General features: G+C 61.8%; 17 protein-coding genes. 5 read left to right on the top strand and 12 right to left on the bottom strand.

Going from position 1 to position 16,722, the window contains the following annotated elements; genetic code table 11:
- Window positions 1–8: 8 nt before the first annotated feature.
- A complete protein-coding gene (locus AC1Q9F_RS16430) occupies window positions 9–362 on the bottom strand; it encodes a RidA family protein (RefSeq protein WP_039765240.1) in 354 nt (117 codons plus the stop codon).
- Window positions 334–1,638: a D-amino acid dehydrogenase gene (gene dadA, locus AC1Q9F_RS16425; RefSeq protein ID WP_007954487.1), complete on the bottom strand. Its 1,305-nt coding sequence runs from the start codon at window positions 1,636–1,638 to the stop codon at window positions 334–336. Before dadA ends, AC1Q9F_RS16430 begins: the two co-directional genes overlap by 29 nt.
- A 154-nt stretch (window positions 1,639–1,792) precedes the next feature.
- Here dadA and AC1Q9F_RS16420 point away from each other — a divergent pair, with 154 nt between their 5' ends.
- Entirely contained in the window at window positions 1,793–2,281 is a 489-nt protein-coding gene (locus AC1Q9F_RS16420) for an Lrp/AsnC ligand binding domain-containing protein (protein ID WP_003177284.1), read from the top strand.
- A 4-nt stretch (window positions 2,282–2,285) separates the two neighbouring features.
- Here AC1Q9F_RS16420 and AC1Q9F_RS16415 read toward each other — a convergent pair whose 3' ends face one another.
- Window positions 2,286–2,639: a YkgJ family cysteine cluster protein gene (locus AC1Q9F_RS16415; RefSeq protein ID WP_007954485.1), complete on the bottom strand. Its 354-nt coding sequence runs from the start codon at window positions 2,637–2,639 to the stop codon at window positions 2,286–2,288.
- A 145-nt stretch (window positions 2,640–2,784) separates the two neighbouring features.
- Between AC1Q9F_RS16415 and AC1Q9F_RS16410 the strand changes: the two genes are divergently transcribed.
- Window positions 2,785–4,095 (top strand): NAD(P)/FAD-dependent oxidoreductase, encoded by a 1,311-nt coding sequence (locus AC1Q9F_RS16410; protein ID WP_492620220.1) that lies wholly within the window; start codon window positions 2,785–2,787, stop codon window positions 4,093–4,095.
- 108 nt (window positions 4,096–4,203) lie between these two features.
- On the opposite strand, the gene AC1Q9F_RS16405 is transcribed toward AC1Q9F_RS16410, so the two are convergent.
- The gene (locus AC1Q9F_RS16405) at window positions 4,204–4,449 is read right to left on the bottom strand and encodes a DUF1127 domain-containing protein (protein ID WP_007954481.1); all 246 of its coding nucleotides are present in this window, start codon (window positions 4,447–4,449) and stop codon (window positions 4,204–4,206) included.
- Between the two features lie 179 nt (window positions 4,450–4,628).
- Here AC1Q9F_RS16405 and AC1Q9F_RS16400 point away from each other — a divergent pair, with 179 nt between their 5' ends.
- Window positions 4,629–6,050 carry an aminotransferase-like domain-containing protein gene (locus AC1Q9F_RS16400; RefSeq protein ID WP_207984320.1) on the top strand — a complete coding sequence of 474 codons (1,422 nt, stop codon included), beginning with the start codon at window positions 4,629–4,631 and terminating at the stop codon, window positions 6,048–6,050.
- Here AC1Q9F_RS16400 and AC1Q9F_RS16395 read toward each other — a convergent pair.
- The 4 genes from AC1Q9F_RS16395 to AC1Q9F_RS16380 form a co-directional block, all read right to left on the bottom strand.
- Window positions 6,047–6,574, bottom strand: a complete 528-nt coding sequence (locus AC1Q9F_RS16395) for a DUF1120 domain-containing protein (RefSeq protein ID WP_207984321.1) — start codon at window positions 6,572–6,574, stop codon at window positions 6,047–6,049. The genes AC1Q9F_RS16400 and AC1Q9F_RS16395 overlap by 4 nt on opposite strands.
- Window positions 6,575–6,587: 13 nt before the next feature.
- Entirely contained in the window at window positions 6,588–9,011 is a 2,424-nt protein-coding gene (locus tag AC1Q9F_RS16390; RefSeq protein WP_492620221.1) for a fimbria/pilus outer membrane usher protein, read from the bottom strand.
- Complete coding sequence (locus tag AC1Q9F_RS16385; protein ID WP_492620222.1) at window positions 9,011–9,721, bottom strand: fimbria/pilus chaperone family protein; 711 nt, start codon at window positions 9,719–9,721, stop codon at window positions 9,011–9,013. Before AC1Q9F_RS16385 ends, AC1Q9F_RS16390 begins: the two co-directional genes overlap by 1 nt.
- 99 nt (window positions 9,722–9,820) lie before the next feature.
- On the bottom strand, window positions 9,821–10,471 hold the full coding sequence (locus AC1Q9F_RS16380; protein WP_492620223.1) for a DUF1120 domain-containing protein: 651 nt from the start codon (window positions 10,469–10,471) through the stop codon (window positions 9,821–9,823).
- A 394-nt stretch (window positions 10,472–10,865) separates the two neighbouring features.
- Here AC1Q9F_RS16380 and AC1Q9F_RS16375 point away from each other — a divergent pair, with 394 nt between their 5' ends.
- Complete coding sequence (locus AC1Q9F_RS16375; protein WP_207986161.1) at window positions 10,866–12,401, top strand: phospholipase D family protein; 1,536 nt, start codon at window positions 10,866–10,868, stop codon at window positions 12,399–12,401.
- 21 nt (window positions 12,402–12,422) lie between these two features.
- On the opposite strand, the gene AC1Q9F_RS16370 is transcribed toward AC1Q9F_RS16375, so the two are convergent.
- Window positions 12,423–13,568, bottom strand: coding sequence for an MFS transporter (locus AC1Q9F_RS16370; protein ID WP_207984325.1), 1,146 nt, complete (start codon window positions 13,566–13,568; stop codon window positions 12,423–12,425).
- A gap of 184 nt (window positions 13,569–13,752) precedes the next feature.
- Window positions 13,753–15,246, bottom strand: coding sequence for an aldehyde dehydrogenase (locus AC1Q9F_RS16365; RefSeq protein WP_007954454.1), 1,494 nt, complete (start codon window positions 15,244–15,246; stop codon window positions 13,753–13,755).
- Between the two features lie 235 nt (window positions 15,247–15,481).
- On the opposite strand from AC1Q9F_RS16365, the gene AC1Q9F_RS16360 reads away from it, so the two are divergent.
- Window positions 15,482–15,844 carry a cupin domain-containing protein gene (locus AC1Q9F_RS16360; RefSeq protein WP_207984326.1) on the top strand — a complete coding sequence of 121 codons (363 nt, stop codon included), beginning with the start codon at window positions 15,482–15,484 and terminating at the stop codon, window positions 15,842–15,844.
- A gap of 74 nt (window positions 15,845–15,918) precedes the next feature.
- On the opposite strand, the gene rpmG is transcribed toward AC1Q9F_RS16360, so the two are convergent.
- The gene (rpmG, locus tag AC1Q9F_RS16355; RefSeq protein WP_003177274.1) at window positions 15,919–16,074 is read right to left on the bottom strand and encodes a 50S ribosomal protein L33; all 156 of its coding nucleotides are present in this window, start codon (window positions 16,072–16,074) and stop codon (window positions 15,919–15,921) included.
- A gap of 11 nt (window positions 16,075–16,085) precedes the next feature.
- Entirely contained in the window at window positions 16,086–16,319 is a 234-nt protein-coding gene (rpmB, locus tag AC1Q9F_RS16350; protein ID WP_003177273.1) for a 50S ribosomal protein L28, read from the bottom strand.
- Between the last annotated feature and the right edge of the window lie 403 nt (window positions 16,320–16,722).

Genomic DNA, 16,722 nt, shown 5'->3' with positions numbered 1-16,722 from the left:
ACAACGGGTTACGGCAACGCGGCGACGATGGAGATTTCGACCAGGATGCTCGGCTTGGCCATCTTCGCTTCAACCGTGGCACGGGCCGGGGCGGCGCCCTTGGGCAGCCACTGATCCCACACCGAATTCATGCCGGCAAAGTGCGCTTCGATGTCGTTCAGGTAGATCGTCGCCGACAGCAGATGCTGTTTGTCGGTGCCGGCCAGATCGAGCAAACGCTCGATGTTGGCGAGTACGTCGCGGGTCTGCTGTTCGACACCGGCGTTGAAGTCATCGCCGACCTGCCCGGACAGATACACCGTACCGTTGTGGCTGACGATCTGACTCATTCGCTCATTGGTGAGCTGGCGCTGGATTGCCATGCTTTGCGGACTCCTGGGTGGTGTTGCCATAACGGGAAATATCGAGGCCTTCGGCGCTGATCTGCGGCTTTTTCTTCGCCATCAGGTCAGCCAGCAAACGACCGGAGCCGCACGCCATGGTCCAGCCGAGGGTGCCGTGACCGGTGTTCAGGAACAGGTTCTTGAACGGGGTGGCGCCGACGATCGGCGTGCCATCCGGGGTGGTTGGACGCAGGCCGGTCCAGAAACTCGCTTCGGCCAGATTGCCGCCCTGAGGATAAAGGTCGTTGACGATCATCTCCAGGGTTTCACGCCGACGCGGGTTCAGCGACAGGTCAAAACCGGCGATCTCCGCCATGCCGCCCACGCGGATGCGGTTGTCGAAACGGGTGATCGCGACCTTGTAGGTCTCGTCGAGAATGGTCGAAGTCGGGGCCATGGCCGGGTTGGTGATCGGCACGGTCAGCGAGTAACCCTTCAACGGATACACCGGGGCCTTGATGCCGAGCGGCTTGAGCAGTTGCGGCGAGTAGCTGCCGAGGGCGAGCACGTAGCGGTCGGCGGTTTCCAGCTTGCCGTCGATCCACACGCCGTTGATGCGGTCACCGGCGAAGTCGAGGCGCTGGATGTCCTGGCCGAAGCGGAATTCCACACCCAGTTTGGTGGCCATTTCGGCGAGGCGGGTGGTGAAGATCTGGCAGTCGCCGGTCTGGTCGTTCGGCAGGCGCAGGGCACCGGCGAGGATGTCGGTGACACCGGCCAGCGCCGGTTCGACGCGGGCAATGCCGGCACGATCGAGCACTTCGAACGGCACGCCGGACTCTTTCAATACGGCGATGTCCTTGGCGGCGTTATCCAGTTGCGCCTGGGTACGGAACAACTGGGTCGTACCGAGGCTGCGGCCTTCGTAGGCAATGCCGGTTTCGGCGCGCAATTCGTCGAGGCAGTCGCGGCTGTACTCGGACAGGCGCACCATGCGCTCCTTGTTCACCGCGTAACGGTTGGCGGTGCAGTTGCGCAGCATCTGCGCCATCCACAGGTACTGGTCGATGTCGGCGGTGGCCTTGATCGCCAGCGGCGCGTGGCGTTGCAACAGCCACTTGATGGCCTTGAGCGGGACGCCCGGCGCGGCCCACGGCGATGCGTAGCCCGGCGAGACCTGGCCGGCGTTGGCGAAACTGGTCTCCATGGCCGCGGCGGGCTGCCGGTCGACCACCACCACTTCAAACCCGGCACGGGCCAGATAGTAAGCACTGGCGGTACCGATGACGCCGCTACCCAAGACCATAACGCGCATTTTGTATCCCTCATCGCGGCGTGCCGCGTACGTCTGTTGTTAGAGCAATGATGCGCGCAGTGTAAAAAAGATTTGCCAGTGCTTTTCACTGTATAAGCGCCTATATTTGGCGACAATTCTCGGCAAAAACCCTTTTCACGGAGGCGCATCCCCTATGCGTACCAACACTCAGACCAAACGTGAGCTGGACAAGATCGACCGCAACATCTTGCGGATCCTGCAGGCGGACGGGCGGATTTCATTCACCGAGCTGGGCGAGAAGGTCGGGCTCTCCACCACACCGTGTACCGAGCGGGTGCGGCGCCTGGAGCGCGAGGGGATCATCATGGGCTACAACGCCCGCCTGAATCCGCAGCACTTGAAGGGTAGTCTGCTGGTGTTCGTCGAGATCAGCCTCGACTACAAATCCGGCGATACTTTCGAAGAGTTCCGACGTGCGGTGCTGAAATTGCCCCACGTATTGGAATGCCATCTGGTGTCAGGGGATTTCGACTATCTGGTGAAGGCGCGGATTTCCGAGATGGCCTCGTACCGCAAGCTGCTGGGCGACATCCTGCTCAAGCTGCCGCATGTGCGCGAGTCCAAGAGCTACATCGTGATGGAAGAAGTGAAAGAGAGCCTGAGCCTGCCGATTCCGGACTGATCGCTCAGACCAGCACCTGGCGGTTTTCGGCCATGTACTCGAACACCTGCTTCTCGACCCGTGGGTGAATCAGCTCCACCGGTCGCCGACCGTTGGGGCACGGCAAGGTCTGGGTGGTGCCGAACAACCGGCAGATCAGCGGCCGCTCGTCATACACCGTGCAGCCATTTGGCCCCAGGTGCACACAGTTGAGCTCTTCCATGGCTGCGTCCTGCTCGGCGCGGGTCTTGCGCGGCAGGCGGGACATTTCCTCGGGCGAGGTGGTCACCGGTCCGCAGCAGTCATGGCAGCCCGGCACGCATTCGAACGTGGGAATCTGCTGACGCAGGGTGCGGATTTTCTGACTGTTGCAGCTCATTGCAGCGGTAACCGGAGCGAAATAGGCGGCAATTGTGCCGCAAAAGCCGTGATCCAGACACCACGGGCCGACCAATGTTGCCCGGCCTCGGGCCTGCGGCTTATGCTCCGTCAAATTTTCTCGACACCCGCTCAGGATGACGCCCATGAATGCCCGCGCCCAAGCCACCGCGAGCCAACCCCACGTTGCCTCTTATTACGCCGCCAGCAGCCTGCCGCAACCCGACCATCCGGTGCTGCAAGGTGAACTGATCGCGGACGTGTGCGTGGTCGGCGGCGGCTTCTCCGGGCTGAACACCGCGCTGGAACTGGCTGAACGGGGCTTGAGCGTAGTGCTGCTGGAAGCGCACCGGATCGGCTGGGGCGCCAGCGGCCGCAACGGCGGGCAGTTGATTCGCGGGGTCGGTCACGGCCTCGATCAGTTCGCCAACGTGATCGGCACCGACGGCGTGCGTCAGATGAAACTCATGGGGCTGGAAGCGGTGGAAATCGTCCGCCAGCGCGTGGAAAAATTTCAGATCCCTTGCGACCTGACCTGGGGTTACTGCGATCTCGCGAACAAACCTTCCGACCTTGAAGGATTTGCCGAAGACGCTGAAGAACTGCGCGGCCTCGGTTACCGTTACGAAACTCGCCTGCTGCAAGCGAACGAAATGCACACTGTGGTCGGCTCCAAACGCTACGTCGGTGGCCTGATCGACATGGGTTCCGGGCATCTGCACCCGCTGAACCTGGCACTCGGCGAAGCCGCAGCAGCGCAGCAGCTCGGGGTGAAGCTGTTCGAGCAATCGGCGGTCACCCGCATCGACTACGGTCCTGAAGTCCGGGTGCATACAGCACAAGGTTCGGTGCGGGCGAAGACCCTGGTGCTGGGCTGCAATGCCTATCTCAACAATCTGAATCCGCAACTCAGCGGCAAGGTGCTGCCGGCCGGCAGCTACATCATCGCCACCGAACCCCTGAGCGAAGAACAGGCCCACGCCCTGCTGCCGCAGAACATGGCGGTCTGCGACCAGCGGGTGGCGCTCGATTACTACCGGCTCTCGGCGGATCGCCGTCTGCTGTTCGGCGGCGCCTGCCATTATTCGGGGCGCGATCCGAATGACATCGGCGCGTACATGCGGCCAAAGATGCTCGAAGTGTTTCCGCAGCTCGCTTCAGCGAAGATCGATTATCAGTGGGGCGGGATGATCGGCATCGGTGCCAACCGTCTGCCGCAGATTGGCCGGCTCGCGGATCAGCCGAATGTGTATTACGCCCAGGCTTATTCCGGTCACGGCGTGAATGCCACGCACCTGGCGGGCAAGCTACTGGCCGAGGCCATCAGTGGTCAGCACAGCGGCGGCTTCGACCTGTTCGCCAAAGTGCCACACATCACCTTCCCCGGCGGCAAGCATCTGCGCTCGCCGCTGTTGGCGTTGGGGATGTTGTGGCATCGGCTTAAAGAGTTGGTGTGAGCTCGTTCCCACGCTCCTGCGTGGGAATGCATCCAGTGACGCTCTGCGTCACAGCGGACGCGGAGCGTCCGGGGCGGCGTCCCCACGCAGAGCGTGGGAACGATCCCTCTAAATTCGCCAGAACGGCTTCAACCCCTCCTCCAGCGCCTGCTCCCGGGTCAGCCCAATGTCCTTGAGCTGTTCCGGCGTCAGGCGCAGCAACGCCTTTCGCGTGTGCAGACGATGCCAGAACAGGCCCCAGCGACTCAGGCCGGACGGCGCGTTGCGCATGATCTCGTTGCGCGCGTTGTCCTGTTGCCCTGCCTCCAGTTCCTGACTGTGTAACGTCAGCCGCACATCGCTCAAACCGTTCATTTTCATTGCTCCTGTTTACTTGGGTAGCCAGAGATTCCATGATGCGCGGGCAAGCAAAAGCATTACAGATTCAACACATCTGTATTATTTCCATACAGATTTGCTGTCTCTGAGACTGAATTGTCGATTTACGCCGCATCTGTACTGGTTTAACGAATCATCTGCATCGAGGCAGTGCCATGACGCTCTATGTGAATCTCGCCGAATTGCTCGGCACCCGCATCGAACAAGGCTTCTACCGTCCTGGTGATCGCCTGCCGTCGGTGCGCGCCTTGAGCGTAGAACACGGGGTGAGCCTGAGCACGGTGCAGCAGGCCTATCGCATGCTGGAAGACAGCGGCCTGGCCACGCCGAAACCCAAGTCCGGGTACTTCGTGCCAGTGGGTCGGGAGTTACCGGAACTGCCGGCAGTCGGGCGTCCCGCGCAGCGGCCGGTGGAAATTTCCCAGTGGGATCAGGTGCTGGAACTGATTCGCGCCGTGCCGCGCAAGGACGTGGTGCAGCTCGGGCGCGGCATGCCGGACATCTCGTCGCCGACGATGAAACCGCTGCTGCGCGGGCTGGCCCGTATCAGCCGCCGTCAGGACATGCCCGGTCTGTATTACGACAACATCCACGGCACCCTCGAACTGCGCGAACAGATCGCCCGGCTGATGCTCGATTCCGGCTGCCAGTTGAGCGCCAGCGATCTGGTGGTCACCACCGGTTGCCATGAAGCGCTGTCTACGAGCATCCACGCAATCTGCGAGCCCGGTGACATCGTCGCGGTGGATTCGCCGAGCTTTCACGGCGCCATGCAGACCCTCAAAGGGCTGGGCATGAAAGCCCTGGAAATCCCCACCGACCCCCTCACCGGCATCAGCCTCGAAGCCCTGGAACTGGCGCTGGAACAATGGCCGATCAAGGTCATCCAGCTCACCCCCAACTGCAACAACCCGCTCGGCTACATCATGCCGGAGTCGCGCAAACGCGCGTTGTTGACGCTGGCCCAACGCTTCGATGTGGCGATCATCGAGGACGACGTGTATGGCGAACTGGCCTACACCTACCCGCGTCCGCGCACGATCAAGTCCTTCGACGAGGATGGCCGCGTCCTGCTGTGCAGTTCGTTCTCCAAGACTCTCGCACCGGGATTGCGCATCGGCTGGGTCGCGCCCGGTCGCTACCTCGAACGCGTGCTGCACATGAAATACATCAGCACCGGATCCACCGCGCCCCAGCCGCAGATCGCCATCGCCGAATTTCTCAAGGCCGGGCACTTCGAACCGCATTTGCGGCGGATGCGCACGCAATACCAGCGCAATCGCGACGTGATGATCGACTGGGTGACGCGTTACTTCCCGGCCGGCACCCGCGCCAGCCGTCCGCAAGGCAGCTTCATGCTCTGGGTCGAGCTGCCGGAAGGTTTCGATACGCTGAAACTGAATCGTGCGCTGCACGATCAGGGCGTACAGATTGCCGTCGGCAGCATCTTTTCCGCCTCGGGCAAGTACCGCAACTGCCTGCGCATGAACTACGCGGCCAAACCGACAGCACTGATCGAAGAGGCAGTGCGCAAGGTCGGCGCGACCGCGATCAAGCTGTTGGCCGAGGCCGATTAGTCCACCGTAAATGCGCTCTGACCTTCAAACCGCTCCGGATCGACGGGGCGGCTTGAGGCGTCATCGACCCGCGCATCCAGTTCCATCTCCACTTCCAGCAGGCTGCCCCGGGCACCGGCGTCCGCCCGCCAAGGGACGACGTGCATGCCCGGGCGCAGGAAATCACCTTCGACCGGCTGGCCGCTGTCCAGCCGCCAATGCACCGCCGCACCGTCGACACGAACAGCCACGATGCGCAGTTGCAACGTGCCCGCCGCCCAACGGAAACGCTGCGGATCGGCCGAAGGCGCGACAAATGCCCACCTCATCACGCGCACATCGGGACACTGCACCCGCAAGTGCACGCTGCGCAGGCCAAAGCCCGGCCCCCGGCCATCAAGCGCCGTGCGTTGCAGCAGGTCGGCGCGCGTTGCGCTACCCAGGTTCACGCTCGCGGGCGACAGGCTCAACTGACACGTCTCGGCGCCCGACGCCGGTTGAAATACCCGGCACAGCAGCGCGATCCAAACCGGCAGAAATTTCATCAGATGCACTCGTTCAGGACAGCTCGGCCGGCGCGCAGGTGGCATCGACCCGCTCGATGAGCGCGCTGTCTTCAGGGGATTCGGAAAGCCGGAAACGCAGCACGCACCGCGTGTTGTCAGGAAGCTGCACATGCAGGCGCTGACCGGCTTTTGCGTCGGGCAGAAAAATCGTTCCGGCGTCCTGGACCGTTGTCAGGTAGCGGCCCTGCTCATCGTGAACACTCAATCCTTTGGCCAGCCATTGCCGGTCGACGGTCATGGCGTTGAGCAACAATCGCCGGACCGTGACGAGCGAGAAATCCAGATGCTGCACCGACCCGCGGGCCGGCTGCACCTCCTTCACCCCGTCGAGCACTTCGACGTTGCGCGACAGGCTGAGCGGGTCGACTTCCAACCGTGCCGTCGACCAGGCCGGCAGGCTCGCCGCAACTGCGTGACCCGAACCATCGGTCCAGACCGGTCCTTGGGGCGTGTTCAGTTTTACGCCTGATCGATCACCGGCCTTGAGTACGCCGAAGGTGTCGCGCAAGGGATAAGGCGACAACGTTGCGCCATCGCGATGCAGCGCCACACCACCGCGCAGCCCCACGTCGTAATCGGTCGCCCCGGATCGCTGGCCGACGCCAACGTCGAGGCTGGTGTAGCGCGGCAGCGCATTGAAGCGAACGCCGTAGCTCGCTGCCGCCTCGTCGCGGTATTCAGCGTTGGCGCTGTAGGCCAGGTTTTCACCCAGTACATCGCTGACGGCCACGCCCCGACGCAGGCCGGATCGATCATCACGGCGCAAATAGCCGCGCAACCTTCGCTGGCCACCCAGCGCCATTCCCAGTGTCAGATAAGCGGAGTTGCCCAGGCGATCGGACTCCGTATCGCCGATGGCACGCTCCAGGTTCAACGACAGGCTGACGCGCTCAGGCAATGTGCGCGACCACGACAGGCCAAGGCGCGATTGCGACGTTTCACCCTGGGTCGAATACCGCGACCAGGTCGCCCCGAATGCACCCCACTGATCCACCGATCCGGTGAGAGAAAACACCAGGTGATCGCGACCGGGGGATTCGGCCCGGTGAAGGTCTTGATCCCAGCCGGTGTCTGACAGCGTGCGAAAATTCCGGCTCTGGCGCGCCGCAACCAGACTCGTCGACAGGTGTTCGGACAGCGGCGCACTCAGCGTCAGTTGTGTCTGGCTACCTCCCGCGCCACTGGAGCGGTCATCGGACAGCAACTGTTTCACGCCCAGCGCGTAGCCTCCGGCCCACTGTTGTTGCAGGCCCCAGCCTGCCGACAGGTAGTCGTTTGCCGCGAGCAAACCGGCGGTCAGTCGGGTGGCCTGCCCCCAATCCCAATCCTTGTTGAATGTGGTGAAAGAAGGTGTCTGTCGGTCGTCCGAGCCCAGCCGTCGCACCGCGCCCAGCGCAAAGTTGAACCCGCTCGGCCCGGCCCATTGCGCTTCGTGGAGACTGGCCGCCGGCACCCGTAAGCGCCTCGCCTGCCCATCCTGTTCGTGGACGGTCACATCCAGATCAATCTGATTGCTCAGCAGCGGCAGCGCTAGCAGCGTGAACGGCCCACTCGGCACCATGGTGGTATAGATCATCACGCCGTTCTGCCGGACTTCGATGCGGGCAGGCGAATACGCGACACCTTCCACCTGCCCGCGCGCGCCGTCCTGCGCCGCGCGCAACCGGGTGAATGCCGCTTCCGGCACGATCTGCACGCCGTTGAAGGATTCCCCGGCAAACAAGGTCGACGCGAGATTCAACTGCCCGACCTGCAGACTGGCTTCGGCGTCCTCCAGGGTTCGCGCACCGTAGGCATACAGATGCTCGAACCGCGAGTTGCCGGCGGTCGACGTGTAGGACTGCCGGCTGCGCAATACCCAGTCCCCGGCATTCAGGCCGACCTCCGAGCCCAGGCTCTGAAACCTGTCGTGCCGGCCTTCATGCTGACTGCCGACCATCAACGCGTCGTAGTTGAAAACGCCGGCCGTCCCGCCATGAGCGAAGTTGTTGGGCGCACGTTCCGCCAGCATCAGACTGTCGGTCGGTACCAGCAGGTCAATCCGTTCGCGTCCCGGGTCCAGTTGCACAACAGCTTCGGGAAATCCCTCCGCCGATGTCATGCACTGCTCCGGTCGCAGTTTGGACATCGAGGGTGGTGGGCGTACTCCGGCAGCGTTCAGCCATTGGGGGTGCAGACACAATTCACCGCGTTCGTTGAACGCCACCCGCACACGGCCTCGGGTCTGTCCGTTGACCTCAAGCGCCACGGAGTGCTCGCCTTGGGTGAAGCGCGGCGCCTCACGAAAATACGCCGCCAGCGCAGGATCGATGCCGCGGTCTCTCAACACACGGGCGTCGAATTCCAATGTTTCGGCCGCTAGCACGGTGCCGTTGGCTGCGAGCAGCATCACGCCCAAACGAACGCAGAACTTCATCAGCGGGTAACCGGCGCATCGTAATGGTCGACCGCAAAGCCGTAGGTGGTGGCCGGAAAAATCCTCACCGCCATCGTCTGTGCCGAAGTGTGCAAGGGCAAATCAGCGTGCATTCGCTCGCCGGGCAAGATGTAAGTCTTGGGCAGGTTCACCGAGCGGGTGCCCGGCAGAGGCACAATGGTTTTCGCCAACCGCACAACATAGGGGCTAGGATTGACGACCTGCACACCAGAGGCATCCATTGACCAGGTCAGCCGCTTCCACGGCTCGCGCTCGACCGGCAACCCGGCGGGACGCAGAATCACCGGCAGGTTCTGACGTACACCGAGGGTCACCCGCGCTCCGGCGGCGTCACTGGCCGGGCTGATGCCCTCGAAGATCACCCGCTTGAGGCGTTCGGTTTTCAACGGTTGCCGGTTTTGCAGAATGAATCGCACTTGCTGAATGCCGCCCGGTTCGACCCGGGCAATGGGTGGGGTGAAGATCAGCAGTACGTCGTCACTGACCTCGACGTTCTCAACGGTGGTGTGCAGCAATGCGGGATGCGTGTCGGTATTGCGCACGTTCATCACCGCTTCACCCATGCCCTCCTCCACCAACAGCACTGGCGTCTGCGGGACCATTCCAGCGGCGTGGGCCAGCGGCATTGAAAACCATGCGGACAGGCACAGTGGTGCCGTCTTGAGAGCAGACTTGAAAGAAATGAGCATCGGGATAATCCGTGAAATCCTGGATACGGTCCGGCAGATGCCGGACCGCGCTCGCGTGCGTCAGCCAGTCACGGTGCATGGGGCACCGGGACGCCGCCGTCAGAGGTAGAACATGTCGAACGTCACGGAGCCGTCCAGGGGGATTTCGTTGGCAATCGGTAGAGCGTTGCTTGGACCGATGATCGGCAGCAGGTGCATCGGGAAACCGTGGTGACGGGCGGCAACCGGACCGGTCGCGGCGCTGGCGCCCCACGAGTACAACTGCGGTGCATTGCTGACCAGCGTACTGGTCGGCACACGCCATGTCGGGACCGCCAGCGTCCGGGTCAGCAGTGTCTGGGCATTGCCGTCAGTCTCCGGAATGCCGTGACGCAAAGCGAAACCACCAATACGTGTACCACCAATTTCGCCCAGCCCGTAAAACAGCGCCGGATCACTCTGCCCGGCGCCATCACTGATGCCCGGCAGCTTGGTGCCGGCGCGGTTGTCACGCACCGACACTTCCACCGGAGCCGGTGCATCGCAATTGATGTGCAGAGATACGTCGCGACCGGCCAACAGAGTCTGAGTGGTTGGATTCAGCGTCGCCGCCGAAATCTTACGTAGATCCACCGTGCTGCCACCCGCAAAGGCCGGAATGCAGGAGGTTGGAATAATGGTGCCGATGACATTCAGGTCAACGCTTTCTGCCGTTGCCATTGTTGGCAACAGTGCCGCCGCCAGTACTGCAAGACGGTATGTCTTTTTCATAAGCCGTAATCTTCCATTTGATTGACAGTTCAGTCCCTACAAACCTGGTATGTAAGTAAGCGGGCTGATGATTGCGGCTTATGAGAGATAAATCTGTAGGAAACGGGAGCGCTTAAACAGCGAAATCACGACTGGTTTAATAGGTAATTTGAGCTTGGTGGCGGGATCCTACGCTACCGTGGCCGGATGCTTTGAACCGCCATGTCTTCAGAGTCCGAGTTTCAGTGCGCCTGAAAGCCCACAGCCATAAACTACGAAGCCGCTCTTTTTCAGAGATCGGAAGGCCTGACGGTTAAGCCGATAACAGGCGGCGTGCGCCGTGCCATACTCCAGACCTCGCCCACACCCGGAACCATCCGACTTGAGCTCCAGACACTTCCTGCCGCCTGCACTGATGTTCGTCCTGCTGCTCGCCGGGTGCGCCTCGCTGGATGTCCCGCGCGAACCGAGCCAGGCGCTGCCGGCGTCCGACTCCGCGTTCGGTCGTTCGATCCAGGCCCAGGCGGCGCCCTACAAGGGCCAGTCTGGTTTTCGCCTGCTGTCCAACAGCACCGAAGCCTTCACCGCCCGCGCCGAGCTGATCCGCAACGCGCAACGCAGCCTCGACTTGCAGTACTACATCGTCCATGACGGCATCAGTACGCGAATGCTGGTGGAGGAAGTGTTGAAGGCCGCCGATCGCGGCGTGCGAGTGCGGATCCTGCTGGACGACACCACCAGCGACGGCCTCGACCTGATCATTGCTACCCTGGCGGCGCATCCGCAGATCCAGATTCGCCTGTTCAATCCGCTGCACCTGGGGCGCAGCACCGGCGTGACCCGGGCGGCCGGGCGGTTGTTCAATCTGTCGCTGCAACACCGGCGGATGCACAACAAGCTGTGGCTGGCGGACAACAGCGCGGCCATCGTTGGCGGGCGCAATCTGGGTGACGAATATTTCGATGCCGAGCCCAACCTGAATTTCACCGATATCGACATGCTCAGTGTCGGGCCGGTTGCCGAGCAGCTCGGGCACAGTTTCGATCAGTACTGGAACAGCGCCCTGAGCAAGCCGATCGACGAGTTTCTCTCCAGCAAACCCACGTCCAAAGACCTGCAGAACACCCGCACACGCCTGGAAGAATCCCTCGAAGAAACCCGCAAACAGAATCACGCGCTGTATCAGCAGTTGATGACTTTCCGCACCGACCCGCGCATGGATATCTGGCGCAAGGAGTTGATCTGGGCCTGGAACCAGGCGCTGTGGGATGCACCGAGCAAAGTGCTGGCCAAGGGCGAACCCGATCCGCAACTGCTGCTGACGACCCAATTGGCGCCGGAGCTGACCGGCGTCAGCAAAGAACTGGTGATGATTTCTGCCTACTTCGTGCCGGGGCAGCCGGGGCTGGTCTACTTGACCGGCCGCGCTGATGCCGGCGTGTCGGTGAGCCTGCTGACCAACTCGCTGGAAGCCACCGACGTGCCGGCGGTGCATGGCGGTTATGCGCCATATCGCAAGGCGCTGCTGGAACATGGCGTGAAGCTGTTTGAGCTGCGGCGTCAGCCCGGGGATAACTACGGCAGCGGCCCGCACCTGTTTTACAGCAAGTCCTACCGCGGCTCGGACTCGAGCCTGCACAGCAAGGCGATGATCTTCGACGGCAAAAAATCGTTCATCGGCTCGTTCAACTTCGACCCGCGCTCGGTGCTGTGGAACACCGAAGTCGGGGTGCTGGTGGACAGCCCTGAACTGGCGGCTCACGTGCGCGAACTGGCCTTGCAAGGCATGGCGCCGGCGCTCAGCTACGAAGCGAAACTGCAGGACGGAAAAGTGGTGTGGGTCACCGAGGACAACGGCCAGATGCACACGTTGACCAAGGAACCGGGCAGTTGGTGGAGGCGCTTCAATGCGTGGTTCAGCACCACCGTGGGACTGGAGCGGATGCTGTAGCAGCCCGCTCCAGCCGGCATATCAAGCGGGCTCCGGCACCTTGCCGAACGCCCCTTGCCGCGACAGAAGAATCACCAGCCCGAACGCGCCGGCCGCCATAAACCAAGGCAACGCGTGCCCGCTGATCCATTGACTGCCCGCTCCCGCCGCCAACGGGCCAATCAGGCAACCGACGCCCCACAGCTGCGCGACATGCGCGTTGGCCCGTACCAGCGCGTCGTCGCGGTAGCGCTCGCCGATCAAGATCAGCGACAGGGTGAACAAGCCCCCGGCACTGGCGCCGAACAACACCCACAACGGCCAGATCAGCAAAGTGTCGAGCAGCATCGGGATCGCCAGACTCGACAGCATCAGCACCACAGCGCAGCCGGTGAACAGGGTCCGCCGTGACAGATAATCGGCCAATGCGCCGATGGGCAATTGCAGCAGCGCATCACCCACCACCACGGTGCTGACCATCGCCAGCGCGATTTCGGCGGTGAATCCCTGTTGCAGGCAATACACCGGCAACAGCGTCAGGATCATCGCTTCGAACGCGGCGAACAGCGACACCGCCCAGGCGATTGCCGGCAGCTCACGACTGAAACCCCACAGATCGCCGAAGGTCACGCTACTGGCCTCGCTGCTCGGTGCACCGCTGCGACCCAGCAGCAACAACGGCGAGGCAATCAGCAGCGCGACACCCACCCAGAATCCGTAATCATGCTCAGTGCCGAGTGCGCCCAGCAGCAACGGGCCCGACAGTTGGCTGAGCGCATAACTGCTGCCATACAGCGCCACCAACCGCCCGCGCCACTGCTCGACCACCAGTTGATTGATCCAGCTCTCGCCGAGGATGAACACGATGGTCAGGATCACCCCGATCATCAAGCGCAGCACCAGCCAGATCGGGTAGCTCGGAAGCAGCGCCAGCAAACCGATGGACAATGCCCCGGCCCACAGGCACAGGCGCATCAGGTTCGCGGTGCCGAAACGCGCCGCCAGATGACTGGAAATCTTCGCCCCCAGCAACACGCCAATGGCCGGCATCGCCGCCATCACACCAATGGCGAACGAGCCGTAACCCCAGCCCTCCAGGCGCAACGACACCAGCGGCATGCTGACACCAAGGGCCAGGCCAACACTCAAGACAGACGCCAACACGGCGAAATACGTCGCCCAACGCATGGTCCACGCTCCTGTGGATAATTTTTATATGCACCACAAAACACTGTGGGAGCGAGCTTGCTCGCGATAACGGTTTCACATTCAGCAAATGTGCTGACTGATACACCGCTTTCGCGAGCAAGCTCGCTCCCACAGGGATCTTTGTATCGTTCGGGAGCCCGCCTCGGCAGGCTCCCTCAGCGATTTACAGCTTGATCCAGGTCGCCTTCAGCTCGGTGTATTTGTCGAACGCGTGCAGCGACTTGTCGCGACCGTTGCCCGACTGCTTGAAGCCGCCGAACGGTGCGGTCATGTCGCCGCCGTCGTACTGGTTGACCCACACGCTGCCGGCACGCAGGGCCTTGGCGGTCAGATGTGCCTTGGAAATGTCCTGAGTCCACACCGCTGCCGCCAGGCCGTAAGGCGTGTCGTTGGCGATGTTGATCGCTTCCTCGGCCGTGTCGAAAGCAATGACCGACAGCACCGGGCCGAAGATCTCTTCCTGCGCGATCTTCATCGCGTTGCTCACGCCGTCGAAAATCGTCGGCTCGACGTAGGTGCCACCGGTTTCCTGAAGAATGCGCTTGCCGCCGGCCACCAGTTTGGCGCCGTCGGTGTGGCCCGACTCGATGTAGGACAGCACGGTGTTCATCTGCTGGGTGTCGACCAGCGCACCGACGTTGGTGGCCGGGTCCAGCGGGTTGCCCGGTTTCCAGGTTTTCAGCGCTTCGATCACCATCGGCAGGAATTTGTCCTTGATCGAACGCTCGACCAGCAGACGCGAACCGGCGGTGCAGACTTCGCCCTGGTTGAAGGCGATGGCGCTGGCGGCGGACTCGGCGGCGGCTTGCAGATCCGGCGCATCGGCAAACACGATGTTCGGGCTCTTGCCGCCGGCTTCCAGCCAGACGCGCTTCATGTTCGATTCGCCGGAATAGATCATCAATTGCTTGGCGATCTTGGTCGAACCGGTGAACACCAAGGTGTCGACGTCATTGTGCAGCGCCAGCGCCTTGCCGACGGTGTGGCCGTAGCCCGGCAGCACGTTCAGCACGCCTTTCGGAATGCCGGCCTCGACTGCCAGTTCGGCGATGCGGATGGCGGTCAGCGGGGACTTTTCCGACGGCTTGAGGATCACCGAGTTACCGGTCGACAGGGCCGGGCCGAGTTTCCAGCAGGCCATCATCAGCGGGAAGTTCCACGGCACGATGGCCCCGACCACGCCGACTGGCTCACGGGTCACCAGACCCAGTTGATCGTGCGGCGTAGCGGCGACTTCGTCGTAGATCTTGTCGATCGCCTCACCGCTCCAGCTCAGGGCCTGCGCAGCGCCCGGCACGTCGATGTACAGCGAATCGCTGATCGGCTTGCCCATGTCGAGGGTTTCGAGCAGGGCCAGTTCTTCGGCGTGCTGCTTGAGCAGGCCGGCGAAACGGATCATGGTGGCTTTGCGTTTGGTCGGCGCCAGACGCGACCAGACGCCGGAATTGAAGGTGGCGCGGGCGTTTTCCACGGCGCGCTGGGCGTCGGCGGCGTCACAGCTGGCAATCTTGCCCAGCAGACGGCCATCGACCGGGCTGATGCACTCGAAGGTCTCGCCGGAGACGGCATCGGTGTACTCGCCATTAAGGTAGGCGCGGCCTTCGATCTTCAGGTCGCGGGCGCGTTGTTCCCAGTCGGCACGAGTCAGGGTGGTCATTCGAGTGTCCTCCTCTTGTTCAATACGAGCGCCGCGATCGTCGCGGTCGTCCTCAGGAATACTGCCCGGCCAGCCTGCTTTTCGGCCCAAGGCATCCGCCACCCTAAACCAGCGGCCGGGGTTGTTTCAATATATTTGACATAAGCTCGCCATACGGCCTTGCGGCGTTCAATTTAATCAACATAGACTTTGGCCCTTTCACGCCATCGCGCCGTCATCACGGGAGAAAACAACAATGAACATCCAGAACGTCGTCGACATCAGCCTGACCACAACCGAAGCCGAACGCTATCGCCCGGACCCGGCCAAAGTGCTCAAGGGCGATCCCGAGCAAGCGGTGTTCAATCAATACGACAGCCCTTGCGGGCAGATGGGTGTCGGCGTGTGGGAAGGTGCGGTGGGTCAGTGGACGGTGAATTACACCGAGCACGAATACTGCGAAATCCTGCAAGGCGTTTCAGTGCTGCGTGACGGCGAAGGCAATACCAAGACACTGCGCGTCGGTGACCGCTTCGTGATTCCGGCCGGTTTCCGTGGCACCTGGGAAGTGCTGGAGGCTTGCCGCAAGGTCTATGTGATCTTCGAACAGAAGGCCTGAGGCTTTTTCGCCAGGCAACAAAAAAGGCCCGTATCGTGAGATACGGGCCTTTTTCGTAAGTCGGGAAAAATCAATTACTTGATTTTGCCTTCCTTGTAGATCACGTGCTTGCGAACAACCGGATCATATTTCTTGATCTCGATTTTGTCCGGGGTAGTACGCTTGTTCTTGTCGGTAGTGTAGAAGTGACCAGTACCGGCGCTCGAGATCAAACGAATCAATTCACGCATGATTAGCTCCCTTAAACCTTGCCGTCGCGACGCAGCTCGGCCAGCACAACGCTGATGCCACGCTTGTCGATGATACGCATGCCTTTGGCGGAAACGCGCAGGCGTACGAAACGTTTCTCTTCTTCAACCCAGAAGCGGTGATGCTGCAGGTTCGGCAGGAAACGACGACGGGTTTTGTTGTTTGCGTGGGAAATGTTGTTCCCAGTCACCGGACCCTTACCGGTAACTTGACATACTCTAGACATGCCTCAGCCCTCTAAAACCACATGCCCAACCCGGCATGGGTTGGCCGCTTAATCTCTAGTCATTGTGGCGCCAGGCGCCGCGATTCTTTAGAGGTCTTACCGGCTACACCTACAAGCGAAGGAACCGGGCCCCTAGAAAAGAGCGCTGCTTTATACCAGAAAGACCACGGAGCAACAACTTTCCGTGTGCAAAGAATGGCTAAAAAGCCGCTTTTTCCGGCCGCAAGCGCCTTGGACAAAGGCTGGAAGCAATTTTTACCATTCGTCGAAGAAAACCGATCATACCCGTGATCAAGACTTTTCCCGCCGCCACTTCCGACAAATCCTCAGCCATCAGGCCTCGAAAATGCAAAAAGGGGATAGTCATTTGCAATCGCGACCACTAGGGTAGGCCTTTTCCAGA

This window comes from Pseudomonas sp. GW823-FHT04A03 (genome assembly GCF_058796615.1).
The sequence above is the reverse complement of the archived record's forward strand: the minus strand, read 5'-3'. Positions and strand labels throughout refer to the sequence as shown.

Coding starts and splice junctions, on each gene's coding strand:
- AC1Q9F_RS16430 (WP_039765240.1), bottom strand. CDS start 362: ATGGCAATCCAGCGCCAGCTCACCAATGAGCGAATGAGTCAGATCGTC.
- dadA (WP_007954487.1), bottom strand. CDS start 1,638: ATGCGCGTTATGGTCTTGGGTAGCGGCGTCATCGGTACCGCCAGTGCT.
- AC1Q9F_RS16420 (WP_003177284.1), top strand. CDS start 1,793: ATGCGTACCAACACTCAGACCAAACGTGAGCTGGACAAGATCGACCGC.
- AC1Q9F_RS16415 (WP_007954485.1), bottom strand. CDS start 2,639: ATGAGCTGCAACAGTCAGAAAATCCGCACCCTGCGTCAGCAGATTCCC.
- AC1Q9F_RS16410 (WP_492620220.1), top strand. CDS start 2,785: ATGAATGCCCGCGCCCAAGCCACCGCGAGCCAACCCCACGTTGCCTCT.
- AC1Q9F_RS16405 (WP_007954481.1), bottom strand. CDS start 4,449: ATGAACGGTTTGAGCGATGTGCGGCTGACGTTACACAGTCAGGAACTG.
- AC1Q9F_RS16400 (WP_207984320.1), top strand. CDS start 4,629: ATGACGCTCTATGTGAATCTCGCCGAATTGCTCGGCACCCGCATCGAA.
- AC1Q9F_RS16395 (WP_207984321.1), bottom strand. CDS start 6,574: ATGAAATTTCTGCCGGTTTGGATCGCGCTGCTGTGCCGGGTATTTCAA.
- AC1Q9F_RS16390 (WP_492620221.1), bottom strand. CDS start 9,011: ATGAAGTTCTGCGTTCGTTTGGGCGTGATGCTGCTCGCAGCCAACGGC.
- AC1Q9F_RS16385 (WP_492620222.1), bottom strand. CDS start 9,721: ATGCTCATTTCTTTCAAGTCTGCTCTCAAGACGGCACCACTGTGCCTG.
- AC1Q9F_RS16380 (WP_492620223.1), bottom strand. CDS start 10,471: ATGAAAAAGACATACCGTCTTGCAGTACTGGCGGCGGCACTGTTGCCA.
- AC1Q9F_RS16375 (WP_207986161.1), top strand. CDS start 10,866: ATGTTCGTCCTGCTGCTCGCCGGGTGCGCCTCGCTGGATGTCCCGCGC.
- AC1Q9F_RS16370 (WP_207984325.1), bottom strand. CDS start 13,568: ATGCGTTGGGCGACGTATTTCGCCGTGTTGGCGTCTGTCTTGAGTGTT.
- AC1Q9F_RS16365 (WP_007954454.1), bottom strand. CDS start 15,246: ATGACCACCCTGACTCGTGCCGACTGGGAACAACGCGCCCGCGACCTG.
- AC1Q9F_RS16360 (WP_207984326.1), top strand. CDS start 15,482: ATGAACATCCAGAACGTCGTCGACATCAGCCTGACCACAACCGAAGCC.
- rpmG (WP_003177274.1), bottom strand. CDS start 16,074: ATGCGTGAATTGATTCGTTTGATCTCGAGCGCCGGTACTGGTCACTTC.
- rpmB (WP_003177273.1), bottom strand. CDS start 16,319: ATGTCTAGAGTATGTCAAGTTACCGGTAAGGGTCCGGTGACTGGGAAC.